This window comes from Mastigocladopsis repens PCC 10914 (assembly GCF_000315565.1).
In the GTDB taxonomy this organism is placed as follows: domain Bacteria; phylum Cyanobacteriota; class Cyanobacteriia; order Cyanobacteriales; family Nostocaceae; genus Mastigocladopsis; species Mastigocladopsis repens.
On sequence record NZ_JH992901.1, the window covers coordinates 1,393,881 to 1,417,618 of the forward strand.

Annotated in this window: 22 protein-coding genes; 6 read left to right on the top strand and 16 right to left on the bottom strand. The window is 44.6% G+C overall.

What is annotated here, in order from left to right; all coding sequences use genetic code 11:
• Positions 1-63: 63 nt before the first annotated feature.
• A complete protein-coding gene (locus MAS10914_RS0108410) occupies positions 64-726 on the top strand; it encodes a DUF2232 domain-containing protein (protein ID WP_232224131.1) in 663 nt (220 codons plus the stop codon).
• Between the two features lie 46 nt (positions 727-772).
• Complete coding sequence (cobT, locus tag MAS10914_RS0108415; RefSeq protein WP_017315481.1) at positions 773-1,993, top strand: nicotinate mononucleotide-dependent phosphoribosyltransferase CobT; 1,221 nt, start codon at positions 773-775, stop codon at positions 1,991-1,993.
• Between the two features lie 141 nt (positions 1,994-2,134).
• Here the strand turns inward: cobT and MAS10914_RS0108420 are convergent, their stop codons facing one another.
• Positions 2,135-2,515, bottom strand: coding sequence for a hypothetical protein (locus MAS10914_RS0108420; protein WP_017315482.1), 381 nt, complete (start codon positions 2,513-2,515; stop codon positions 2,135-2,137).
• Between the two features lie 856 nt (positions 2,516-3,371).
• Here MAS10914_RS0108420 and MAS10914_RS0108425 point away from each other — a divergent pair.
• Both MAS10914_RS0108425 and MAS10914_RS0108430 read left to right on the top strand, forming a co-directional pair.
• Complete coding sequence (locus tag MAS10914_RS0108425; protein ID WP_017315483.1) at positions 3,372-4,520, top strand: extracellular solute-binding protein; 1,149 nt, start codon at positions 3,372-3,374, stop codon at positions 4,518-4,520.
• Between the two features lie 32 nt (positions 4,521-4,552).
• Positions 4,553-5,290 (top strand): Nif3-like dinuclear metal center hexameric protein, encoded by a 738-nt coding sequence (locus MAS10914_RS0108430; RefSeq protein ID WP_017315484.1) that lies wholly within the window; start codon positions 4,553-4,555, stop codon positions 5,288-5,290.
• 147 nt (positions 5,291-5,437) lie between these two features.
• Here MAS10914_RS0108430 and MAS10914_RS0108435 read toward each other — a convergent pair whose 3' ends face one another.
• From MAS10914_RS0108435 to MAS10914_RS0108475, 10 genes are all read right to left on the bottom strand, one after another.
• The gene (locus MAS10914_RS0108435; protein WP_156818116.1) at positions 5,438-6,367 is read right to left on the bottom strand and encodes a tetratricopeptide repeat protein; all 930 of its coding nucleotides are present in this window, start codon (positions 6,365-6,367) and stop codon (positions 5,438-5,440) included.
• A 137-nt stretch (positions 6,368-6,504) separates the two neighbouring features.
• Complete coding sequence (locus tag MAS10914_RS0108440; protein WP_017315486.1) at positions 6,505-7,182, bottom strand: gamma-glutamylcyclotransferase; 678 nt, start codon at positions 7,180-7,182, stop codon at positions 6,505-6,507.
• 247 nt (positions 7,183-7,429) lie between these two features.
• Complete coding sequence (locus MAS10914_RS0108445) at positions 7,430-9,988, bottom strand: U32 family peptidase (protein ID WP_017315487.1); 2,559 nt, start codon at positions 9,986-9,988, stop codon at positions 7,430-7,432.
• A gap of 324 nt (positions 9,989-10,312) precedes the next feature.
• On the bottom strand, positions 10,313-11,083 hold the full coding sequence (locus tag MAS10914_RS0108450) for an MBL fold metallo-hydrolase (protein WP_017315488.1): 771 nt from the start codon (positions 11,081-11,083) through the stop codon (positions 10,313-10,315).
• On the bottom strand, positions 11,080-11,688 hold the full coding sequence (locus MAS10914_RS0108455; RefSeq protein ID WP_017315489.1) for an anthranilate synthase component II: 609 nt from the start codon (positions 11,686-11,688) through the stop codon (positions 11,080-11,082). Before MAS10914_RS0108455 ends, MAS10914_RS0108450 begins: the two co-directional genes overlap by 4 nt.
• A gap of 139 nt (positions 11,689-11,827) precedes the next feature.
• Positions 11,828-12,307: a diacylglycerol kinase family protein gene (locus MAS10914_RS0108460; protein ID WP_017315490.1), complete on the bottom strand. Its 480-nt coding sequence runs from the start codon at positions 12,305-12,307 to the stop codon at positions 11,828-11,830.
• 121 nt (positions 12,308-12,428) lie between these two features.
• Positions 12,429-12,977 (bottom strand): rRNA maturation RNase YbeY, encoded by a 549-nt coding sequence (gene ybeY, locus MAS10914_RS0108465; RefSeq protein WP_017315491.1) that lies wholly within the window; start codon positions 12,975-12,977, stop codon positions 12,429-12,431.
• Between the two features lie 37 nt (positions 12,978-13,014).
• Positions 13,015-13,185, bottom strand: coding sequence for a DUF3285 domain-containing protein (locus tag MAS10914_RS32680; protein ID WP_071599808.1), 171 nt, complete (start codon positions 13,183-13,185; stop codon positions 13,015-13,017).
• A gap of 119 nt (positions 13,186-13,304) precedes the next feature.
• Positions 13,305-14,424 (bottom strand): peptide chain release factor 2 gene (prfB, locus tag MAS10914_RS0108470; protein WP_156818117.1). Its coding sequence is split into 2 segments (ribosomal slippage): positions 13,305-14,351 and positions 14,353-14,424, totalling 1,119 coding nucleotides; the frame shifts between segments, so codons are not numbered across the junction.
• 160 nt (positions 14,425-14,584) lie between these two features.
• Entirely contained in the window at positions 14,585-15,877 is a 1,293-nt protein-coding gene (locus MAS10914_RS0108475) for an APC family permease (protein WP_017315493.1), read from the bottom strand.
• Positions 15,878-16,045: 168 nt separating this feature from the next.
• Here MAS10914_RS0108475 and MAS10914_RS0108480 point away from each other — a divergent pair, with 168 nt between their 5' ends.
• A complete protein-coding gene (locus tag MAS10914_RS0108480) occupies positions 16,046-16,471 on the top strand; it encodes a beta-lactamase hydrolase domain-containing protein (RefSeq protein WP_017315494.1) in 426 nt (141 codons plus the stop codon).
• Here the strand turns inward: MAS10914_RS0108480 and MAS10914_RS0108485 are convergent.
• Entirely contained in the window at positions 16,462-16,770 is a 309-nt protein-coding gene (locus MAS10914_RS0108485) for a PadR family transcriptional regulator (protein ID WP_017315495.1), read from the bottom strand. The genes MAS10914_RS0108480 and MAS10914_RS0108485 overlap by 10 nt on opposite strands.
• Before the next feature lie 100 nt (positions 16,771-16,870).
• Positions 16,871-17,599: a Bax inhibitor-1/YccA family protein gene (locus MAS10914_RS0108490; RefSeq protein WP_017315496.1), complete on the bottom strand. Its 729-nt coding sequence runs from the start codon at positions 17,597-17,599 to the stop codon at positions 16,871-16,873.
• 329 nt (positions 17,600-17,928) lie between these two features.
• On the opposite strand from MAS10914_RS0108490, the gene MAS10914_RS0108495 reads away from it, so the two are divergent.
• A complete protein-coding gene (locus MAS10914_RS0108495; protein ID WP_017315497.1) occupies positions 17,929-18,714 on the top strand; it encodes an RNA polymerase sigma factor SigF in 786 nt (261 codons plus the stop codon).
• 72 nt (positions 18,715-18,786) lie between these two features.
• On the opposite strand, the gene bchD is transcribed toward MAS10914_RS0108495, so the two are convergent.
• The 3 genes from bchD to MAS10914_RS0108510 all read right to left on the bottom strand — a co-directional run bounded on the left by bchD (position 18,787) and on the right by MAS10914_RS0108510 (position 23,721).
• Positions 18,787-20,895, bottom strand: coding sequence for a magnesium chelatase ATPase subunit D (gene bchD, locus MAS10914_RS0108500; protein ID WP_017315498.1), 2,109 nt, complete (start codon positions 20,893-20,895; stop codon positions 18,787-18,789).
• A 127-nt stretch (positions 20,896-21,022) separates the two neighbouring features.
• Positions 21,023-22,333 (bottom strand): hypothetical protein, encoded by a 1,311-nt coding sequence (locus tag MAS10914_RS32030; protein WP_017315499.1) that lies wholly within the window; start codon positions 22,331-22,333, stop codon positions 21,023-21,025.
• A gap of 269 nt (positions 22,334-22,602) precedes the next feature.
• Positions 22,603-23,721, bottom strand: a complete 1,119-nt coding sequence (locus tag MAS10914_RS0108510) for an LptF/LptG family permease (protein WP_033365739.1) — start codon at positions 23,719-23,721, stop codon at positions 22,603-22,605.
• Positions 23,722-23,738 lie beyond the last annotated feature (17 nt).

Below are 23,738 nucleotides of genomic sequence, written 5' to 3' on the forward strand. Positions count from 1 at the left end.
CTCCTCCGGTAGGAACTCATAATGGATTTGAGAGTTCTTCTCATCTCAACCCCCTTGAAATTAATGGTTAGGCAAACAAAAGACTTTAACAAGACCCCAGCAAAGCTGGAAGCGCCGTTGAGAATAGTGGAAACGGCGTTTTTAGCTAGCACTGCTAGTTTGATTTGGTTTATTAATTTTTACTTTCCTTTAGGACCTCTGTTACGGATATTCTTCCCCGTGCCGATCGCCCTAGTATACCTCCGTTGGGGTAAACGAGCGGCATGGATGGCAGCTGTAACATCCGGGTTGCTGCTTTCGGTGCTCATGGGACCAGTCCGCAGTCTACTGTTTGTTATGCCCTTTGCCTTCATGGGCGTACTTTTGGGAGCAACATGGAACCGCCGTGTGCCTTGGATTGTTTCCATCACCTTGGGGACGTTATTGGGCGTCATAGGAGTCTTTTTTCGTTTGTGGTTGATGTCCATATTGACTAATGAAGACCTTTGGATTTATATAGTTAACCAGGTGACGGATTTTGTAGAGTGGCTATTCCTTAGACTAGGAATTTTGGCAAGTCCCAGCGTGTTTTTAATTCAAATAGGGGCGATCGCCTTAATTTTGGTTAACAACTTTATCTACCTATTTACGGTACATATAGCAGCATGGCTGCTGTTGGATCGCCTGGGCAACCCCATCCCCCGCCCCCCACGCTGGGTGCAAGTCATCATGGATTATGAAGAATAGTCATTTGTCCTTTGTCATTTGTCATTATTTGAATAATTCTTAACTAATGACTAATGATTTTATTCGCATTTATACTCAGATTGAACAGGCTCAGGAATGGACTGCTAAGTATCGCGGTTGTTTACCCGTATTTGCCTGTGTTTTAGGATTTACTGAAACGAGTTTGATTCCTGGAATTTCCGCAGCAGGTTGCACTCCAGAGGACAGAAAATACACCGCTTGTGCGGATGCCGAGTTTTTATATTACGGTTGGGAACATAAGCCCAAATATCCCTTACCACCATTGGCGGCTGGGGCGTCCCCCGTCCTTATTTCCCGCGCTGTGGTTGAGGCGCTAAATATTCCAGTTTATATATTCAATGCTGGTTTACCTCAGCCCCCTGCTGTCCCAGCTATTGATTTAGGTGGCTATCCAGCTAGGTGTTTGAGTCAAGGTGCTGCGATGGAACTAGCAACGGTACACCACTTGTTTAAGCAAGGGTTGGTTTGGGGTGAAAGACTGAGTACTAAAACCCAAAATGGGTATTTCATTTTAAGCGAGTGTGTCGTAGGTGGAACGACAACCGCCTTAGCAATTTTAACTGGCTTAGGCATACCAGCAGTGGGAAAAGTCAACAGCAGTCACCCTGTTTGCAATCACGAGCAAAAGTGGGCGGTGGTGCAAGCTGGGTTGGAAAGGATGAGGAGTGCACGAGTCGGGGGAGTAGGAGGAGAAAAGACTCCCTCTTCTTCCCTATCTCTCCTACACCATCCTCTCCAGTTAGTAGCAGCTGTGGGCGATCCCATGCAAATTGTCGTAGCAGGGATGGCGATCGCTCTTAGCCGCAGTTGTGGCGTTTTACTTGCCGGTGGAACACAAATGCTGGCAGTGTATGCTCTGATGAGTGCCATTGCCCAAGCTTACGCCTTATCTTGGCGACCAGAAGAAGTTGTTATAGGAACAACCCGCTGGGTAGCAGAAGACCCAACGGGCAGCACAATTGAATTAGCCCAGCTAGTTGGTAAGAGCAGCATAACTCCTAACGGAGTGACTCCGCCGCTACTAGCCACTGGTCTCAGTTTTGCTGATTCCTGTTATCTTCAACTCAGAGCTTATGAGCAGGGTTTTGTCAAAGAAGGTGTAGGCGCTGGAGGCGCTTGTATAGCTGCTTATCTAACTCGGGGTTGGCTGCAACATCAACTTTTGGAAGTTATTGAAGCCCAATTAGAAAAATATCAAAAGAATTCAGAAAGTAAAACACAGAACCCAGAATATAACCAAGCGTAGAATGCGCTTGGTTTGGGCTTTAGAAGAATTTTCTTTTTGCTTAATTATGTAAATCCAGTAAGCATATAGTGAATTCACCAAGAGCACGGTACAGAAACCCATTATGAGTTCCTACCGGAGGAATTCTGAGTTCTTTCTTAGTTAAGAGTGAATTCTTTTCAGCAGTAATTGCTCTTCCAAGGCAGCAATGCGATTGTATGCTGCTGTTAATTGCGCTGTTAGTCGTTGGATTTGAATTTCTGGTGTTAAATGTCGATCTCCGCCTTGAAGATTAGTGTCTAGATAAATGCCATCTGCTATGACGTCCTTATGTTCAAGCTCGGAATTAAAATTGATTTGTCCTTTTAACTGATAGCGTCCTGTGTCGCTACTTTCCACTAAGCTATCGTTAGCCTCTTGTGTTTTCACTAAGCAACATTCTGATAAAGCTTGAGAAACTTTACCATCAAGATGCTCAATCACGTGGTAGAGGGCATCCACTTTTTGACTCAAAGTCAGGACCTGCTTTTGTAATGGCTCCATTTAATACCCTCATCCGTTTATTTATATCTATAGTATTCAATCTCTTGGCAACGTTAACCATACTTATGATTTTTTTAACTTTTAAAATGTTCTGTTGAAATGCAATACTTAAATCTGAAATTGGAAATATATCTACATACTGTATACAAGTTTTACTAAACAGCTGTGTTGAGAAAAATTAATTTTTTGCACCTATTTTGAGAAATACTTGCCGCTAGCGTTTCATCAGTGCTGAATCTGTAGGAGTGCAAAGCTTTGCTCTATACTAAGTTCTACGTAAATCCCCACCGATAAACCCGACAGATTGAATAAGGAAAAAGGCTCTTTTTTTCCACAAATAAATTCACGGCTTAAGACTTTTTCCTGAGCGTTTTTGACTCGAGAGACTGTAAAACAAAAAAATCACGCACTCAGCAACGCCAGTCTCCTCAAGTCGCTTAACCCTTTCGGCAGTCCCCCTGGGTGGGGAAAACGACACTTGCTACAATGGAGGGAACCTCCAAGGGCGCAGTGGCTCCCCTCCTGCATAGCACTGTCTCACCACGGAACTGGCTCCTCAACACTCAAGACTGTTTGTGTGAATAATTACTTAGGTAAAATGTCACTAATGGCTTGCACTGGCATTAAGTTGATCAATAAATCAACAAACTCTGACAATTAGCCAAACTGAATGGTATTGACCGAAACTGAATAAAAAAAATCAAAATCAAAAATCTAAATCAAGGAACCAAAATTTAACCACAACTAGAGATGCCTAACGATACAAGCACTCAGAACGTTTTGCTTCATTATTGCTACACTTTGGATGTCAGCATCTGGTATTACTAACGCTTTTTCACTCTAAAAGTCAAAATCAATGCAGCGACGTTCTTTTTTGCTAGGTACAACTACCCTAGCACTTTCACAACTGCTTGTTGGGTGTGCTGACAACAAACAGGTGACACTAAATGTGCAACTGTTAAAAGGTTCTATCCCCGGTCAGGTGGTTAATCAATTCAGCCAAGGTTTGCAGCAAAAGGTGCAGTTAAAGTTTGCTCCTGTCGAGGAGTTACAGGATTTATTTCAAAAATTGCAAATTTGGCAGAAGAAAACAAATACCACTGATGAGCAAGGATGGCGTCGCACCTTACCATTTGCCCAATCTCAAAGAGCTACCAAAGCTGACCTGGTAACGTTGGGAGATTACTGGATAAGTTTAGCAATTGAGAAAAAACTCATACAACCACTGGAACTGGCAAAGATAAAACAATGGTCCGCTTTGCCCAAACGATGGCAAGAATTAGTGACGCGCAACGACCAAGGTCTGGTTGATCCTAAAGGAAACGTTTGGGCTGTTCCTTACCGTTGGGGTAGTACGGTGATGATTTATCGCCGGGATAAATTCCAAAAATTGGGTTGGACACCGAAAGATTGGAGTGACCTATGGCGCGATGAACTGCAAGGACGCATTTCTGTTTTGAATCAACCACGGGAAGTGATTGGTCTAGTTTTAAAAAAGCTGGGACAATCTTATAACACAGAGAATTTAGACACAGTTCCAAACTTGGAAAAGGAACTGCGGTCATTAAATCAACAGGTAAAATTCTACGATTCTACCAGGTACTTGGAACCTCTCATTACTGGGGATACTTGGTTAACAATTGGTTGGTCAAACGATGTAGTGCAACTGATTGGACGTTACCCACAACTTGCCACAGTGATTCCCCAGTCAGGAACTGCTCTTTGGGCAGACGTATGGGTAAATCCAGCAGGTCAAGACAAGCAACCTTTGTTATATCAATGGATAGATTTTTGTTTAAGTCCTGGCATTGCTAAGGACATTTCTTTGCTAACAAAAACGAATTCACCAATTCCTACAATTATTACTGCGTCTGATTTTCAAGAATCATTACGCAGTTTGTTAATCATGAATTCTGATGTTTTTAATAAAAGTGAATTTTTACTTCCCTTACCCTCACCAGTGGCTGCTCAGTATGAGTCTTTATTTGCCAAAATTAAAGGTTAAATTGATAGTTGATAGTTGATAGTTGTTAGCTGATGACGACTGGAAGCAAATTGATTCTTTTAGAAGAGATAGCAGAATTTTTTGACCACTTCTTTGCTATTGAGAGCTACACTCAAGAGGAACGAGGTGGTGTATATTTGCCTTCAACACGTCCTGTTAGACGTTTGGGATTGATTTTAGAACCGTGGGCGCAGTTGCACCAATGGGTAAGCACTCAACATTTAGACGCGCTCTTTCTACATCGTCCTTGGAAACTTGAACCAGGACAACTTGCTCCAGATATCGGTGTCATATCTTATCATCTGCCATTTGATGAGCGCTTGACACTCTCTTTCAATCCCAGGTTGGCGGAAGTCTTGGGAATGTCTGGTTTAGAAGTGTTGGGAAAAAAAGACAGCAGAGCAATCGGTATGATTGGAGAGATTCCGACTCAAAGCTTTGCTCGTTTATGTCATTGTGTAAATCAGATATTTGGTGGATACGAGCACGTACGTGCAGCAGAATGCACTGAAGTGACACGAATTGCTGTTGTTGGTGCAATGACAGACTCCCTCGTGCGTGAAGCAGCAACCCGTGGTGCTGATGTTTATATTACAGGACAGTTACGCAAGCCAGCCGAACCAGCATTGTTAGAAACAAAAATTGGTGCGATTGCAGTTGGTCATGGTCGTGGTGAAGTCTGGGGTTTACAGTCACTCGCTGGAGTCCTGCGCGCTCGCTGGTCTACCCTGGAAGTGGTTGCTTCAACATTCAAAATTGAGTTAATTTGACAAAATTTCCCTGTCAAGCAGCTAATAATTCAATACAGTTGCTGTTAATGATTATTTTTGACCATTCTATGTGTGTAGAGATGTTGGAATGCAACGTCTCTACATATGTATCACGGCTAAAAATAATCTTATCAGCAAGCGTATTGGCTAATAATTTAGTTCTTGGAGCATAGCCTGAAAACGCTCATCCTTAAAGATTTTGCCAAATTCTGAGTTATCTTTGAGTATGAGTAAGTATTTGTCTGGACACAAATCAATTGCTCGTTGCAAGTTGTTAATTGCCTCTTCGATATTATTTTCCATGGCATAGCAACGAGCTTTGTTGTACCAGATAGTGTCATCGCATGGGTGTAACTCGCAAGCTTGTTTGTAGCTAGCGATCGCTTCTGGATAACGCCGTAATTTTTCCAAAACTATAGCCCGATTTAACCAAGCTTTGTCGTTGTCTGGTTGAATTGCTATAACCCGATCAAAGCTTGTCAGTGCTTTTTCATAACGCTCCCACTCACACAAACTCATGCCTCGGTTTTGCCACGCCATAGCATTATCTGGAGAGAACTCAATGGCGCGGTCGTAGCTGTCAAGAGCTTCTTCGTAAAACCCTAGCTGTTTAAGAGCATTGCCTTTGTTGTTCCACGCCCAATATGCGTCTGGTTGCAACTGTAGAGTGCGCTCAAAGCTCTTCACTGCTTTTTCATACTGTCCCCAGTCACACAAGGTAATACCACGATTATGCCAGATAGTAGCGGCATTTGGGTTAAATTCAAGAGCACAGTCAAAGCTGTTAATTGCTTCAAGGTAGCGTTCTAACTTTCCTAACGCAATTCCCCGGTTGTGCCAAACCCAGCAAGCATTCCATTGTAATTTCAGAGCCTGGTCAAAGCAAGCGATCGCATCTTCATGACAACCCAAGGAACCTAGAGCAAAACCTTTTTGAGATAAGGCTTCCGGATAATCTGGCTTACACCTGAGAGCTTTGTCGAAACTCGCTATTGCTGCTTCAAACTTTGCTGCTTTGTTTTGGCGTAGTCCTTGTTGGAAAAAAAATTCCGCCTCTAGGTTAAGGGTCAGTTTCATAAATATTCGCATCCGACCTTAGATATATTTTTAAATTCTATATTTCCAAAACGATAACACAACTCAACAAACAGATCCACCTTTTGGAAGGCAAAGCTTGTTGCAAAAAATGCATACTATTCTATAGTATCGCAGTATCATTGGACACGCTGCAAACAGCACTGTTTCGCAAGCACCCGCTCGCGCAGGAGGAGCAATTGCCTGTCCTTGATTCCAAGTGTCATCAAACCATCAACCGTTTGCAGAAGATATTCAGCAGAAGATCCGATATGCCCGCAGGCTGTCGCAATGATCTCAGCAGTAGTCTCAATCGAGAGATTTCTAGCGTAGTGTGGATGGTGACGGTTGATCACAAAGGCGATCGCTTCCAGTTGTTGTGTGCCATCAAATACCTTCACCCATCGGGGAACGTAAGAACCGACGACCATTTCCCGCCGCCAAACAAGAAGCAGTTCAGAAGCTACATCAGCACCGGCGATGCGGTAGACAACACCGCGACAACTACCACCACGCTCCAAAGCAAGTACCAAACCAGGGTTGTCTGGAGTACCACGACCAAGGGGTGCTCGTAAGCAAAACCGACGATGCAAACCGTAAACTGTTCCGATGCGGCGTTCAACAAATCGGAAAATGGGGTTCCACACGAGCGAACCATAAGCAAAGAGCCAGATATCGGAATCTGGCTCTTGTTGCTGTATAGTTTTATCAATTGAAGCTTGCAACTGGGCTTCGCTTAGGATTTGCATACTAAGCCCAGACTCTAAAATCATCCTTTGCAAGCGTTTTGATTCCAAGTCAGCGCGGGTTAATGGCATGAAACAGCCTCTATGAGGACAATTCGTGATTGATAATTCGTAATTTGTCATTGAGTTATTCATTAGAAATTACGAATTGCCAATTATTTATTATTGAATGGTGTCACCACCATTTACTGTTAACAACTATCCAATTACCCAAGAATCTGGAGGAAGACGACGATACCTAAGACTTGTTAGGGTAGGTTAACAGCGACTTTAGCCATAAGGTTTTCTGTATTCTGTCCTGATTTTCACCTATCTACTTTTATCTGCGACTTGCACTCACTCCCATTGGACCACGAGTGACACCAAGCTGATTTTCCAGCTTTAACTCCCGCCAAAGTTGAGAGCCTGTAATTTCCCCATGTAGCAGTTGACGATAACGATGTATCGTTTGCGTCACTTTCTCAACTGTCTCATTGAGAAATTCGATACGAAAATGCTGTACTCCAAGCTCTATCAAGTGCTGTACGTATTCTGCTCCTGTTTGGGCTATACCATTAAATACAGTATTTCGACAGCCTGCGTCAGCTTGAAGGATGTGTTCTGTCCCCACTCTATCCCGCAATTTCACCTCATGCTTCTCACATGGGCGTCCGCAATTAGTGTAGTCAGTCCCCTGTGATAAAAAGGCACAAAATACACAATGTTCCATATGAAACATGGGCATATGTTGATGAATTGTCACCTCAAACCACTGAGGTGGGCAACTTGTGACCAGGTCTTCCAACTGGGTTATGTTCAAATCATAAGACGCTGTAACCCGTTCTAAACCAAATTGATGCTTAAAGTAGTCTGCCGTTAAGGGATTCGCAACGTTGAGAGAGAAATCCCCAATACATTGGTCATTGGCAAAATACTGGAGTTGGTCATAGTTTCGTACCAGATAGCCATCCGCTTCGCAGGAACGCACTTGCTGCAAAATCCAGCTTTCCCCTGGTTTAGTAATTCTCGGAGGTGCAACCCAAATTTTCTGTTTTCCGTGCCCTTGTTCACGCACCATCCGCACCGCTTCTCGATAGGTGCGGGGGTCTTCAAATTCACAGTAGAGTGTTTCAATTCTCGCTTGGAGTGCAGCTTGTAGTTGCTTGCAGTTTCGCACCAGCACAATGAGGGAGAGTGGAGGAGTGGAGGAGTGGAGGAGTGGAGGAGTGGGGGAGGGGAGTAAGTCTTGTAAAGTTACCTTAGAGTGTAATTGCCAGCGTTTGGGTTGGGAACGCAACTCTTCCAACTGCGCTACAATCTCCCGCCGTATTCGGTTCAACTCACTGACCGGTACCATAACTGCACCATTGAGGTGATTTGTCAAAGTTCCCAAACAGAAGGGTGTGTTGCCGAGACGACTAAACTGTTCCTGTAAACGTTCTGTAGTCAGGGGTTTGGTGTGCGCCTCCACAAGGGGCATTGCAGATTCTACCTGGACAATGTGACCTTGTTCATCACGAGTCAGCACAGTTACCGGTTGACTGACTTCGCCATAAACCTCAATGTGAATTGGACGCTGAAATTGCGGGTTCTCCCCAGCAAAACTTTGACGCAGTTGCTTATCCAGTTCTGGGTCGCTGGTTTTCCAAACTTTGTCCCCTACGTGTACCCGTTGCAGGTTAACGTCACGACGACCAAAGGTTAGCACTGCTTCCTTTGCCTTGTGTTCCACTGCATAAACTCGACCACCTTCTTCCTGCGCTTCGGGGTGACCACAGTCAAAAACAACACCATCACCTGGTTTCACAGGTGCTTGTAAATGTACTGTCACCTTTTCGTTGCTGATACGGGTAACTTCGCCCAGGTAAACTCCACGCTTTTTACCAAAGTGGGCATGAACCAGCTCTTGATTGTTAATGCCGCGAAACCAACCCGTGTACAGTCCGCGAGAAAATGCCATTTCCAGGTTGTGGCGTTCTTTGTTTGGTGCGTGTAGAGACTTTGTATGCAACATCTCTATATTATCTGCCATGACCCGATCCAGTGCTTCTCGATATACACGGGTAACATTAGCCACATACTCTGGTGTTTTCAACCGACCTTCAATCTTGAGACAACTTACCCCTGCCTTGATCAATTCTGGCAGCACTTCTAACCCAGCCAAATCTTGCGGACTCAGCAGATATTTACGGTTATCCAAATTTACAACTTTTCCATCGGAGATTAACTCGTAGGGCATTCGGCAAGCTTGGGCACATTCCCCACGGTTTGCAGAACGCCCTCCTAGCGCTTCACTGGTCAAACACTGACCGGAATATGCTACGCATAGCGCACCGTGAACAAACACTTCCAATGGTAGAGAAGTGCCATGGCACTTCTCTACACGCAACTGGCGCTGAATTTTCTCAATTTCCTGAAGCGAGCATTCTCGGGCAAGAACAACCAATTGGCAACCCAAGGATTTAGCAAATTCCACCCCTGCGGCACTAGTGATGGTCATCTGGGTAGAAGCATGGATGGGAAAATCTGGTGATAAGTGACGAATAAGACGACAAATACCTACATCTTGGACAATTACCGCATCTACACCCGCAGTAATAATGGTGCGGAGGTATTGCTCTGCCTCTGTGAGTTCCTGCGGAAAGATAATTGTATTCAGGGTGACATAGCCCTTGACACCCCGACGGTGTAAAAATTCCATCAACTTAGGCAAGTCCGCTTCCGTGAAGTTTTGCGCCCGCATTCGCGCATTAAACCGATCCAACCCAAAATATATGGAATCTGCCCCATTTTCAACAGCAGCTTTAGCACAGTCCCAGTGACCTGCTGGGGCAAGGAGTTCGGGGCGTTGAAAGGTGGGTGAGGTGTGTTCAGGGATTGGTTTGCGATCAGCTTTCATCGGGTTGGGGTGGATTCGATAGCACCATTGCGATTCTATCGTTTGTAGTTGTTGATGGTGGGGGGAGGTGGGATTTGGGCGATCGCTTATTGTTTTAGCAGGAATGATAACTGTCGAGCACCTAAATTATCCTCACCGCTACTGGTTCATACCAATTTAATTTAAGGCAGCACAAAATAAATTCTTTGCCTAATCAGTATTTCAGGCATCTCATTATGTGCAACTCCACATAGGATTGGTATCGAGGGAAACCTTTTTGCGCGAAATATAAAAGGCAGGCGTCTCGCCTACCCCACAAGAATCAAATCACTGTTTAAATCACTGTTAAAACTTGTAACCCAAAACTTGAATCGCACCATTCTCGGGTAATTTACCGATGCTAACAGTAATTGTGTCACTACTGCTACGAAGTACTGTCATTCCATTCATGACACTCAGAAAGTCATCTAATGGTGAAATATCACAATTAGAAGTATCAGCAGCTTGTGTACGGTAATGGGTAGGAATAATTATCTTGGGATTGAGGGTTTGAATTGCCTGCTTTGCTTCCTCGGCGTTATAAGCCTTAGAACCACCTCCTACAGGCACTAGCGCCACATCAGGACGCCCCATGAGGATTTTTTGCTCAATGGAAATGGGTGCGGCGGCTCCTCCTAAATGAAGGATGCTAATTCCCCCTTGCTTCCAAAGCCAAGCCGTATTTACACCAAATTGCCTACCACCTTTACGGTCATGGTTTATGGCAATTCCCTGGAACTTAATGCCATTAAACTCGTAAACTCCTGCTTCGTAAATCAGCTTTGGATTCCCAGGAAGTTCTTCTACAGCCCCCTCATCCAGTAGTTGACTGCTAATCAGCACTAAATCAGCCGCAACCTTTGGCGCACGATAGCCTGCGGTACACCCAACCGCCCGAAAGGGATTTGTGAGAATTTTTACTCCGCCACCAGTAAACAAAAAGCTAGTATGACCCAACCACTGAACTGATAATGAACCGCCAGATTGGGCATCAGCCTGAAGGTTGGAACCCAAGTTAGTAATCAACGTTGTTACTAATCCCGCCCCTGCGTAGCCCAATAACTGTCGTCGTTTCATGGATTCATCTCTCGAGACTGCAATTGTTGTAGAAAGTTTCGCAATAGCTGCTTCCCTGAAGTTGTCAGGACACTCTCTGGGTGAAACTGGACGCCTTCAATGTGAGGATAGTTCCGATGTCGCACTCCCATAATTGAGCCATCCTCAACCCAAGCAGTGATTTCTAGCACATCTGGGCAGGTATCGCGCGAAATCACTAAACTATGATACCTGGTTGCGGTCATCGGATTCTCTAAATTGCTAAAGACTCCTACGCCGGTGTGATAGACCTGAGACGTCTTCCCATGCATTAACTCTGGCGCAGAAACGATTTTGGCGCCAAACACTTGACCAATACTTTGATGCCCTAAGCAAACCCCTAAAATCGGCAAGCTTGATCCCAGCAGAGAAATCACATCTAGGGAAATCCCAGCATCTTCTGGGCGACCAGGTCCTGGGGAAATGACGAGTCCATCTGGCTGTAGCGCACAAATTTCATCTATGGTGATTTTGTCGTTACGAAAAACCTGAATATCACCTACTACCGGAAACTCAGCCGCCAATTCTCCCAGATACTGAACTATGTTATAGGTAAAACTGTCGTAATTATCGATAACTATAATCACAAATTATAGCTCCTGGTCTCTACCAATCAGATCATTGTGATTGATTGTCACCAAAAGATTTTAATCGGTGTTTAAGTCATCTTGATACAGACACTATAAGTCGCGTCCAGCCAATGAAAAACCGTATTAAACTTAGCACTTAAGACTGTACAGCGGACAAAACCAAGGAGAACAGGGGAGGAAGTAAGAGCGTAGCAGCTACTAGCACCGCTACGAAAGTAGAGACAAGCACAGCACCAGCAGCGCAGTCTTTGGCAATTTTTGCCAATTCATGGTAGGTCTGCTTAACTGTTAAGTCCACAATTGACTCAATCGCAGTATTGAGTAATTCCAACGCCAAAACTAAACCGCTCGTTATTCCAATAACCGATATTTCCACAGGCTTAAGATGTAAAAAAACGCTCAAGCCAATCGCTAAAGCGCCGACACTAATGTGAATCCGAAAATTGCGTTGAGTTTGAAAAGCGTAGCTGATTCCACACCAAGCATACTTAAAACTTACAAATAAATTAGAGGCTACTTGCCATGACAGTTCACGTTGTTTGGTCACAACTGCTTCTATGCGATTTGGTGTTGGTGGAGACGAAACTTGTGGTGGAGACGAAACTTGTTGAGACATAGGCATAAAAACCACATAGCATAATGGGTAATGAGGGGATTTCAGGGGATATTAATAACCTAATGAACTTATCTGCGATTTTTAATGGAAGAATTTTTAGATATCAAATACAGAATAACACCTATAATAAATTCGTAAATAATTCCTCTTCCAAGTCAATCTGAATACCTATTGCCTTCAGTAATATTACTTGCTGCTTTAGCATTCGCTCCAAACTTTCTTCTTCAGGATGATCCCAACCTAAAAGATGCAATAGCCCATGAGCGGCTAACCACGCTAGCTCTGTTGGCAAAGAGTGATCCTGCTCTTGGGCTTGCCGTTGAGCTGTTTCAACAGAAATAACAATATCACCGAGATACAGTGGTTCCTCGGTATACATTTCTGCTAGCTGAGGAAAGTCTACCTCGAGTGCCGCAAAGGATAAAACGTCTGTCGATTTATTCTGGTGGCGATACTGGGTGTTAAGCGTGCGAACTTCGTCGTCATTTGTTAAACGTAGCCCAACTTCATAACTTGGTGCTGGAGGAATACTCGGGTGTAGTATTTCCAACCAGTGCTCAAACCAGTTTTTCCAAGTTTCAGCTGCAATTTGGGTATCTGTCTCCCTATTTACAACTTTTGGCTGGGATAACTCATGATAACAATCCTCTACATACAGTTCAACTCGCACTTCTCTACAAAGTCTCCTAAGCCTAGGTATGATGTCGTTAGCGAGTGAGGTAAGCAAGACCCACAAGGACTGCTAAAAGCCCTACAGTGGTCAGTATAAAATGCTTTAAGGAGGTGCCGCCCTTTTGCACCATGTTTCGCATTGCGAGTTTCACGTAGCTAGGTTTATGTTCGCTAGGTCTATGTTCCGTAGAAGGAGAGTTGCTCATAATAATTTGTTAACAAACTCTTCTAATAATGTAACAGTTACCATACCATCAAGCTGCCATTCTGCCCCTTTCAGGAATATAGAACAGGGAAAAAGCCTAACCTGTATCCCTTTCCCTAACTATGCAGAAGCCTCTACTAGCTGGTTTTCTTGCCGTAGATAAGCTTGAATGAACATATCGATTTCGCCGTTCATCACATCCGCGATCGCAGTGGTTTCCGCACCAGTTCGCAAATCCTTCACCATTTGGTAAGGATGAAACACGTAGTTGCGGATTTGGTTACCCCAAGAGGCTTCTACCATATCACCCCGAATTTCCGCGATTTCTTTAGCGTGTTGCTCTTGAGCAATCACCAGCAGTTTTGCCTTCAAGCGCGCGAGGGCTTTTTCTTTGTTTTGTAATTGGCTGCGTTCTTCTGTACAACGTACAGCAATACCAGTGGGAATGTGAACAACTCGCACTGCGGTTTCTACTTTGTTGACGTTCTGTCCGCCCTTACCACCAGACCGAGTCGTGGTGACTTCCAAATCCTTCTCTGGAATTTCCAGTTGGATAGTGTTATCTATCTGGGGCATCACTTCCACGCCAGCAAAGCTGGTTTGCCGTTTGCCGTTAGCATTGAATGGCGAAATCCGCACCAAACGATGCGTGCCTGTTTCTGAACGCAAGTAACCGTAGGCATAGCGCCCAGTGATTTCTACTGTCGTGGATTTGATCCCCGCTTCATCACCCTCAGAAAGTTCAGCTAACTGCACTTTATAGCCGTGGTTTTCTCCCCAACGGGTGTACATCCGCAGCAACATTTCTGCCCAGTCTTGAGCATCAGTACCACCAGCACCTGCGTTGATTGTGAGTACTGCGCCCTTTTCGTCATAAGGACCCGAAAGCAACTGGAGTAACTCCCATTGGTCTAGTTCGCGCTTGAGCGTAGTGACAGTAGACTCTGCTTCTTCCAGTAGCCCTTCATCTGTTTCTAACTCCAACAGATCTAATACTGCCCTCGTGTCCTCTAAACTCGCTTGCCACTGATGATACTGTTGCAGATGCGCTTTCAGGTCGTTGAGTTCTTGGAGTATTTCCTGTGCTTTAGTTTGGTCATCCCACAGTTCTGGTTGGGCTGCTATTTGTTCCAGGTCTTGAATTTTGGCTGAAAGTGCAGGAATGTCAAAGATAGTCCTGGGTTTTACCCAGGCGATGAGACAACGTTTCGATTTCGCGTTTGAGTTCTAAAACTTCCATAGGATTTATTGATGAGCGCTTTGGATGATATGCGATTCGCTCTCTATTCTATTTGTTTTTTCAATTTTACCTATACTTTACCAAATACATACTTGTACGGTATTTTAGCCGTAACAAGTTTTACAGCGTTTTTATTGATTCTTTACGAGGTTGACAGCTTTTAGTCTCGCGCTAGGATTTGTACTAGAGTACGCCAGATTAGCCCAGCAACAATCAGCGCTAAACCAATTAGCCAAATTTGCTGTTCTACCCAGAAGGCTAGGAATCCACAGGAAGCTAAACCTGCCCAACCCAACCATCTGGGATAGAGTCGTTCCTCGGGTGGCAATTGTAGTGCTGCCAAGTTCGTAATGGCGTAATAAATTAAAACGTTAAAGGCGCTGAATGACCATGTCGTTTTTACGTCTCCAATCAGAACCAAGCCCGCGATCGCAACTGCCACAAGCACCACAGCTAAAACTGGTGTGGTTCCTGATTGATTAAGTCTGGCAAACAAACCAGGTAAATCCCGGCGTCTTCCCATTGCCAGTACGACACGGGATAATCCCAAAATCAAGTTCAGTAGCACACCTAGCATGGCAGTCATAGCACCAATCGTCACCACCCAACCAGCAGCAGGACCAGCAATATTGCGGATGGCTACCTCCAGAGGTGCAGCTTGTGCTTGTTCAGTCACGCCCAACACACCTGCTCCCACTGCCCCAATGCCAACTGCTGCTACTGTTATATAAAGCACCATTGTCAGCAACAGGGAGACAATCATCGCTTTAGGAATGGTTTTTCGCGGTTCTTTTGCTTCCTCACCCATTGTGGCGATGCGACCATAACCCGTGTAAGCTACAAACATCAGAGCCGTGGCATGGAGTACTGATGCGGCATTTCCTGAGAAAAAGGGCGTTAAATTTTCAGCACCAACTGTGATCGCAGTTGGGAAACAAACAATAACAAAGAAGCCTAAAGAGAGCAGCGTTAGGGATACGATGATGATGTTGACGAGGTTAGAGCGCCGAATCCCGCTCAAAACAATTGTGGTGAGTACAACTACAGCCAAAAGAGCCGTGGGAACGAGCAAGCCACGCCCCATCAAATTTGTCGTAGTTAGCAAGTAGCTAGCGAAACCCAAAGCAGCAGTGGCAGCAGAAGCAGTTTTGGCTAAAAGAAACATCCAGCCAGCTGTGAAACCAAACCAAGGATTCAGGTATTTGTAGCCATATTCATAGGTTCCACCACTAACGGCATGATTGGCAGCAAGCTGGGCGCTGTTAAGACCGTTGCACGTAGCGACAAAGGCGGCAAGTGCTACTGCAAGAATCACAGCAGGACCAGCAATCCCGGCAGCAATAGCTATGCTCACAAACACGCCGGTGCCAATAATTGACCCCAGCCCCATCATGGTTGCACCCACCACTCCCAACTCTCGTTGCAGTTGAGGTGTTACCGCTTTACCAGACACAAGAAACCTCCTGGTGAGCTAGAGATTGCAGCAGCATTTTTGATATTTCGTGTTTACGTACTAACAATATCGCAAACCGATATCGTTTTTCTATATATCAAATGACGTATGTCTTATATGATTGGTTAAAGGCAGTTACGCAATTCCTAGCAAAATACCGGAGTATGTATGACGAACCCCAAAAAGATCACTGAAGAATTCTACACAGCAGGGCAACCAACTCCTGAAGATTTGCAACAAGCGGCTCAAGAGGGATTCAAATCTGTCGTTAATTTACGTTCGCCTGATGAAGCGGATTTTCTTGCTGACGAGCAGCAACAGGCTGAAGTCGCAGGGCTTAATTACGTGAATGTTCCACTAAATCTTAGGCAGGCTGACGATAAATTAACAAATCAGGTTCTCAAGGAGATTGAAGCCTTACCAACGCCAATTTTATTCCATTGCGGTGCAGGGGCAAGAGCTGATGCACTGGCTCTGATAGCGCTTGCCACCAAGGAGGGGTTAAGCCGTGAGCAAATACTCAAAAAAGCTGAGGAATTAGGAGTTAATATCAATCAGCCTCACCTTAAGCAATTCTTGGAAACTCAGGAGTGATCCTCAAATAATTCTCCGAACAACTCTCTAACCTTCTGTTTAGAATCCTCTAGAGCCTCTTTACCTAAAGGGGTTGCTCGGTAAACTCGGCGCGAGTGCCGTCCTGAACGCTCCTCGGTGGAGTGCAGGTATCCCTTGCGCTCCATGTCATGAAGCATTGGATAAAGGGTTCCGGGACTTAATTTGTAGCCATGACGAGCTAACTCCTCAATGATGCCCAGGCCAAAGATAGGTTCGTGAACTGCATGATGAAGGATGTGAAGTCGAATTAGACCTGAGTAGAGTTCTTTGTGGTCCATTAAAATGAGTCGTGAATTATCACTTTTTCAACGATAAAAAACCGTGGTTTTAAAGGTCAAACCACGGCTTATTTTTTAGTCAAAAAAATCTTGCATATTCTTAATCGCGGCTGTTAAAAGCAATAAGCAATCGCAAGATAAAAACAAACAGATTGATGTAGGTCAAGTACATGGATAAAGCCGCAGGCAGGTATTGGTCATCGCGGTAGGTGCGCGGCAGGATGTAGAAGTCAACCACAGATACACCCACAAAGAGAAACACGCCCAAACCAGAGATACCAATTTCTATCCAATTCGGCGTGTAAACACCAAACGCGCTGAATAAAAGTTGCACAACGAGTACGACAACTAGGGCAATCATTCCCAAATTAATCGTTTTCGTCAATGCCATACCATCTTGGTCAGAGAGATTAGAGCCAATTTGACGGGCGACAATAAAGGTTATGCCACAACCAAGGGCAGCCAACCCAATACCTTGAATCCCTACACCTTGGGTTCTTAGCGCTAAATAAATTAAACCACTGAGAGTGTACCCAGACAGAAGGCTATAGGTTGCGAGTAAGGGCAGTGCAACTTTGTTATTGCCTTTTTCGGCAACGTTCTGGGCAACGAAAAACAAAATCAACTCTAGAATGATCGCACCAAAAAAGGTGGGCAAGAACAGCCCAGGGTTAGTGCGGATAACACCCAGTCCGCCGTATGTTCCCAGTGCCGTTATCACCAGTCCACCGCCTACATAAGGTAGGGCTTTGGCAATCACGTTGGGACCGACGAGGGCTTGAGTTCTAGCCTGACGAATTGCGTCACGGAAGTTACTGGTATTGCTCATATTTCACTACTATTTTTAGTCAAGCATTCCTGTTTATTCTTATTTTTACCAATAACCAGAGCTAGTAACCATAAAGATAGTGCTGAGTTATTTCCACTTAGCACTCGGTACTTAGTACTTAGCATTCAGCACTTTATTCGCTCACTACAACCAAAAATCTTTAGAAAAAGTATCCGTGTAAACGCTGAAATATCGGGTAAGACGCCTCATAAGTTCAGTAAAACAACGAATGGTCTCCATAAGCGTTCCTAAGGAAAATAATGACAGCTTTGATGAAAGTTTACGCAACTCCATTTCTTCGAGAAAGGAGTTACTAAAAAGGAATTTATATGGCAACCAGTCAATCTTCTGTGCGGTTTGAAGGTATGGAATTATTACGGTTATACCACCAGAATCCTTCTATTAAACTTCGTAATCAACTTGTACAATTACATACTGGCTTAGTGCGGAAGATGGCTCATAAATTCAGTCATCAATGCAATGAGCCTTATGAGGATTTAGAACAAATCGGTTATTTTGGTTTAATAAGAGCAATTGAACGCTTTGACCCAAGCCAAGGATATGCTTTTAGTTCCTTTGCTGTACCCTACATTCGGGGCGAAATGCTGCACTTTTTACGCGATCGCAGTACTCTATTAAAAATTCCCCGTCGTTGGCAAGAACTTTATAATGAGGGGCAAAAAGTCCGCAGAGAATTGGTAGTGACTTTAGGTCGTCCTCCCAAGGATTCTGAAATTGCCAGCCAACTCAAGGTCTCTCTACAAGAATGGCAAGAAACTAAATTAGCTGTTCAAAACCGTATGCCTTTGAGTTTGGATGCGACTGTAGTCCAAAATGTTGATTGCCAAATTACCTTAGGCGAAGCAATTCCTTGTCACCGTTCTGTTGCTGTACAACAACAACAAGAAGAACAGCAACAACTTCAAGGAGCAATAAGTATGCTAGAAGAAAAGCCCCGTATGGCAGTTGAGATGGTATATTTGAAGGAACTTTCTCGTAAAGATACCGCTAAGAAAATTGGCACTAGCCCAATGACAGTTACGCGATATCTGCAAAAGGGAGTTCAAGATTTAGTATCTATGTTAAGAACGCAAGCGGTAGCAACTGGAACTTAGTGATTAGTTATTGGTTAATGGTGGTTAATCGTGAGTAGAACAATTAACAACTAACAACTAACAAATGACTATTTATCGAGATTTTAAATCAGCAATTGCTCCTCTTGTCATAGCAGCAATGGTTTTATCCGTAGCTTTGGGCAAATGGTAATACTTGCCTGCTGCTGTTTTTGCTAACTCCTTAGCAAATCCAGTAGAAACAAATTTACTTTCTGTATCAATGACCAACAATTGCATTCCCAAAGCTCGTAATCTGGCAGCTATTTCTAACAATTCTGCTTTTATATCCGGTTTTTGCCCGCTTTCTTGTGGTTCACCCAAAGAACGAGACAGAGGAATATTACCGCGTCCATCGGTTATCGCTACAATCACGACTTGTCCAATATCTCCACTCATCTGGGCATTTAAACCGACTCGTACAGCTTGGGTTAAACCATGAGCGAGTGGTGAACCACCACCACAAGGTAATCTTTCCAGGCGGTTACGCGCTAAAGCAATGGAACGTGTAGGCGGTAATAACACTTCCGCCTGTTCTCCTCGAAAGGGAATCAAAGCCACTTGGTCGCGGTTTTCATATGCTTCTGCCAGCAGTTGCATCACCGCACCTTTAGCTGACTGCATCCGGTTCAGTGCCATTGAACCTGATGCATCTACCACAAACACCACTAAAGCACCCGCTTTACGTACTAAGCGCTTCGAGCGGATATCCCCCTGTTCTACAATCACTTTTCTGCCAGGGTTTCGCTGCCGTCGTGATTTTTGATACGGGGCTGCTGCTCTGAGGGTAGCATCTACGGCAATACGTTGTACTTTCCCCTTGGGGATCATCGGCTTAATGTAGCGTCCCCTGTCTTCAGAGAAAATTAAACTACGGCTGCCAGACTTGCCTCGCCGTTGCGCTATCTGAGCAAAATAAAGCACACTAGGGTCAAGAACTACCCCTTCAGGGTCAAAGATAAATTCTTCAGGGATACCAGGCGGTTCTTGTTCTAGCTGTTCTTGATTTTCTTCTTGTTCCTCTTGTTCTTGATTCGATTCGTCTTGGGGTTCCTCCTGATTTTGGGGTGGGGGTGGTGGAGGTGGCGGTGGTTCTTCTTGGGGTGGTGGTGTCTGCACGACAGTTGCCCGTGGGACTATCACCAGTTCCACAGCACGTCTTAAATCGTCAGCATTTACTTGCGTGCGTCCATCCAAAGCAGCAGATGCGCGTGCCACACGCACGGCAAATAATTCAGCGCGATGTCCCTGCACTCCTCCTCGAATTGCTTCTTCTACAAGGTAAGCAATTTGTTCGTGGGTGATGCAAACATCTTTCAACCATTCCCGTGCTAGGATAATTTGAGTTTTGAGGGCGTCTGTATCTTCGCTGTACTGCTGAAGAAATCCTTGAGGAGATCGGGAGTGAGCAATTGCTTTGTCTACGGCTTGGACTCTCTCATCTAAATCAAGTACACCATCAGCGCTAAGAGCGATCGCAATTCTATCGAGTAGGTGTTCCCGCAATACTCCTTCTTCTGGGTTATAGGTCGCGATGAATAGAGGCTTGCAAGGATGCTGAAAACTCATACCCTCCCGTTCAATTTGGTTTCGTCCCTCAGATAATACTGTTAATAGCTGATTGGATATTTGGTCATCTAATAAATTAATTTCATCTATATAAAGAACGCCTCGATGTGCTTGGGCAAGCAACCCTGGCTGAAATATAGTGTCCCCTTGTTTCACTGACTGTTCAACATCGACAGAACCCAAGAGCCGATCTTCTGTCACACCTAAAGGAATTTGGACAAAAGGCGCAAAAATGATTTCGGTTTCTACGGTGGGGTGGAGAGAAGTCCCAGCGGAAGTCTCCTTTGATAGGAACTTCGGGGCATCCAGCCCGCCCTCCTCTAGTGATAGACAAGATGCCTGTCCCCCAAGTGCCACAAGTTTGTCATCCCATTCTTCTGGGTGGTTGGGGTCACAGTTGCTGATAGAACCTTTAACAACTTCAATAGGTGGAAGTATGGCGTGGATAGCACGCGCCATCACAGATTTTGCCGTACCGCGACGACCTGAGATCGCCACTCCTCCCAACGCTGGATCTACCGCTGCTAGCAGCAAGGCTAATTTAATGGCTTCTTGACCGACTACAGCTGTCAGAGGAAAGGCAGTACTCAGAGGGGTGATGGAAGGCGCAGGCATAGTTTGAATCAAAGCGAGTCCAGTTTCCTAGCATAGCAAACCTGACTATCGCTAAGATACTCTGTTGCCAACTTTGTGAAGAGTTTTGAATATGTTACCTATGGTGAAATCAAGAAAATCAGCCTTTTTATCTGTTTATCTGTCCCCCACCTGTATACTGCCCTGGAATTTGCCGGGGAGATGAATAAATATACTGCGGTACTGGAGCAGGGGCTTGCTGCAAGACCGAATTGCCGTAATTGTTAAGTATTGCAGGAGTATTAGGAGTGACGCTTCCTTGGTTCTGAGGAGTATAGTAGGGAGCAATGTTCGTGGATGTAGCAGAGGTGGGAGGAACTACCGATGTTGGTTGTGCAACACTGGGCAATTGCTGAATACTATTTATGTTATTCAACCTATTCCTACGAATTTGGTTAAGAATATTAGCGGAGCTATTAGGGATTGAACTAGGAGTTTGCGGTATATTTGTGATTCCCGGCTGCGTGTAAGCTGTTCCAGGAATCGGATTTTGCGGGAGTTGGTTATTTAGTCCTGGTTGAGGGTAGCCTGTTCCAGAAATGAAGTTTTGTGGAAAATTTGTGATTCCCGGCTGCGTGTAAGCTGTTCCAGAACTCAGTCCCGACTGCGTAGAGCCTGTTTCGGTATTGAAGGGATTCATTGTGTCTCTACTTGAGCCAGTGCTTGGAAGAGTTTGACCACGTCTGTTTTGAGTGGAGAGTTGAGATGGCTCAAAGGGATTTATCGGAGTTAAGGTGGTGCTATTGAAGTTTGGCTGATTCTGCTTCGATTGGTTAAGCGCCGTTTGTAACGCGCTTTGGGAGGCAATATTTTGATTAAAAATAGTTTTATTTGCTAATTCCGTTCCCAAACCAAAGGAATTTTGAGAATCTTGTTGACTAAAGGAAGGGGTTAAGCCGTTGACTTCTGGGGATTTGCTACCACTTTGAACATTGGTAAACCGCAATAAATTTTCTGCTTGTACTACAAAGGGGTTTTCCAACTTTTGGGTGGGTGCGGAATTACCTTCCTTCTCGTTAGCCTTTGGTGTAGATTCGCTTGCCGAAGTCGGGTTTTTGCGATTTAATGTATCTGATAAGCCTTTGCTGTTTTTTGCTTGTGTGTTTTGCGTCGGGTCGAGAGTTTTTGCTGCTGGCGAATTTTCTTGGTCAGAACCACTCTTAAACAGAATTGGTAAGTTATCAATGTCCGCAGCAATGGCTCTATCTTCCTCTGAGAGGGACGAATTAGCAGGCTTATTTGCAGCGACTTGGTTTTTTTGCCAATAAGTGAAAAAGTCTGGATGTGTCCAGTATTCTTTAATGACCAGCCCTACAACAGATAAAAAAATTGCTGTTCCCCAAAAACCTGGTCGTGCTAAATTCCATAACCTGGCTTTAAGATAGCGTAAGTGGGCGGGAGGATGATGGCGGCGTGGCATGGGCAATAGAATCTAAGTTTACAAAGAAAAGGCAAAACATCAGGAAAGTTCAAAGCAGTGGTTTGTTTCCAAATAGAGCTTTCCTCTTTGACTTAGGTTGAGGAGTAGCTTTCCGTAATTCGCGAGTACCCCACTAACTTCAAGTCATTTTTTGCTGGTAGTGGGTATCCCCTCAACCCGAGATATCTCTAACGAAGTTTAATTTTCCTTTTATCCTAGCTGCTCCACACTTGTAAGTCACTACCTGTAGGTGTTTTTTAGTAAAAAAATTACCTTTGCGCTACCCGCATCAATAAGAATGTACCTACTCCCAAAAACAAGACGTTGGAAAACCAAGCTCCTACAAAGGGCGAAAGGATCTCCGCCTGTGCCAGCGCACCTGTAATAAAATAAAATATGTAGTAAGTAAATATAACGATGACACTGACACCAAAACTTGTCGCTCGCCCAGTTCGCTGAGGAATGGTTCCCATCGCCGCACCTACCAAACCAAAAACGACACAGACAAACGGCAAGGCTATTTTTTGTTGAATCCTCACTTCGAGTTTGCGAATTTTTTGCTCATCACCGCCGAGGCGTTCAACCTCCAGCTGTTCCAGCGCTTGAGCAAGGTTCATCTCACCATAGTCTCGGCTTTTCTGTGCCAAATCCAGAGCAGTCCGGGGCAATTTTAGTTGTTGGTGCTCAAAGCGCAGAATGTTGCGATAAGAGCGATCCGGGGCGACCAAATAGATGGTACCATTGGAAAAATCCCAGACATTTTGAGATGGATTCCACTCGCCTGATTCTGATACAATAATTTGACTGAGACCTTCTGTAGAACGGTCTATAATTGTCAAGCCTTTCATTTGCTTACCGTCAAATTCATCAGCATAAAACAAGCGTGATAAAATTTTCTTCTTACTACCATCCTTTTGCGGGATCTTTTGGTATTCTGGGTAAAAGATGTTTTGCTGCTTAACAATAGCTGGTGTGTCCGACTTGAGGGCTGCGTCCAAGAGTTGAGAAGCTTGGTATTTGGATGCTGGTGCAATTTGCTCGTTAAATACAAATGCCATTCCTGTGACCACCAAACTCAATATCACTGCAGTTAGCACCATGCGGTAGACACTCACTCCACAGCCGCGCAGCGCAACCAGTTCGCTCTCGCTAGAAAGACGACTGTAGGTCATCAAAGTAGCCAGCAGCGTGGACATGGGGAAGGCTAAAACGATAAACTCTGGCAGACTTAACAAAAAAACCTGAACAGCGATGCTTATCGATAGTCCGGATTCCACGATTTTCCGCACTAGGTCGAACATAGCATCTATTGTTACGCCGATAGAAGCGAAAGCCCCAACACCAAACAAAAATGTCGGCAGCAATTCGCTCGCAAGATAGCGATCCATGATGGAAAAAGGCAGGA

Coding starts and splice junctions, on each gene's coding strand:
- MAS10914_RS0108410 (WP_232224131.1), top strand. CDS start 64: ATGGTTAGGCAAACAAAAGACTTTAACAAGACCCCAGCAAAGCTGGAA.
- cobT (WP_017315481.1), top strand. CDS start 773: ATGACTAATGATTTTATTCGCATTTATACTCAGATTGAACAGGCTCAG.
- MAS10914_RS0108420 (WP_017315482.1), bottom strand. CDS start 2,515: ATGGAGCCATTACAAAAGCAGGTCCTGACTTTGAGTCAAAAAGTGGAT.
- MAS10914_RS0108425 (WP_017315483.1), top strand. CDS start 3,372: ATGCAGCGACGTTCTTTTTTGCTAGGTACAACTACCCTAGCACTTTCA.
- MAS10914_RS0108430 (WP_017315484.1), top strand. CDS start 4,553: ATGACGACTGGAAGCAAATTGATTCTTTTAGAAGAGATAGCAGAATTT.
- MAS10914_RS0108435 (WP_156818116.1), bottom strand. CDS start 6,367: ATGAAACTGACCCTTAACCTAGAGGCGGAATTTTTTTTCCAACAAGGA.
- MAS10914_RS0108440 (WP_017315486.1), bottom strand. CDS start 7,182: ATGCCATTAACCCGCGCTGACTTGGAATCAAAACGCTTGCAAAGGATG.
- MAS10914_RS0108445 (WP_017315487.1), bottom strand. CDS start 9,988: ATGAAAGCTGATCGCAAACCAATCCCTGAACACACCTCACCCACCTTT.
- MAS10914_RS0108450 (WP_017315488.1), bottom strand. CDS start 11,083: ATGAAACGACGACAGTTATTGGGCTACGCAGGGGCGGGATTAGTAACA.
- MAS10914_RS0108460 (WP_017315490.1), bottom strand. CDS start 12,307: ATGTCTCAACAAGTTTCGTCTCCACCACAAGTTTCGTCTCCACCAACA.
- MAS10914_RS32680 (WP_071599808.1), bottom strand. CDS start 13,185: ATGAGCAACTCTCCTTCTACGGAACATAGACCTAGCGAACATAAACCT.
- MAS10914_RS0108480 (WP_017315494.1), top strand. CDS start 16,046: ATGACGAACCCCAAAAAGATCACTGAAGAATTCTACACAGCAGGGCAA.
- MAS10914_RS0108485 (WP_017315495.1), bottom strand. CDS start 16,770: ATGGACCACAAAGAACTCTACTCAGGTCTAATTCGACTTCACATCCTT.
- MAS10914_RS0108490 (WP_017315496.1), bottom strand. CDS start 17,599: ATGAGCAATACCAGTAACTTCCGTGACGCAATTCGTCAGGCTAGAACT.
- MAS10914_RS0108495 (WP_017315497.1), top strand. CDS start 17,929: ATGGCAACCAGTCAATCTTCTGTGCGGTTTGAAGGTATGGAATTATTA.
- bchD (WP_017315498.1), bottom strand. CDS start 20,895: ATGCCTGCGCCTTCCATCACCCCTCTGAGTACTGCCTTTCCTCTGACA.
- MAS10914_RS32030 (WP_017315499.1), bottom strand. CDS start 22,333: ATGCCACGCCGCCATCATCCTCCCGCCCACTTACGCTATCTTAAAGCC.
- MAS10914_RS0108510 (WP_033365739.1), bottom strand. CDS start 23,721: ATGGATCGCTATCTTGCGAGCGAATTGCTGCCGACATTTTTGTTTGGT.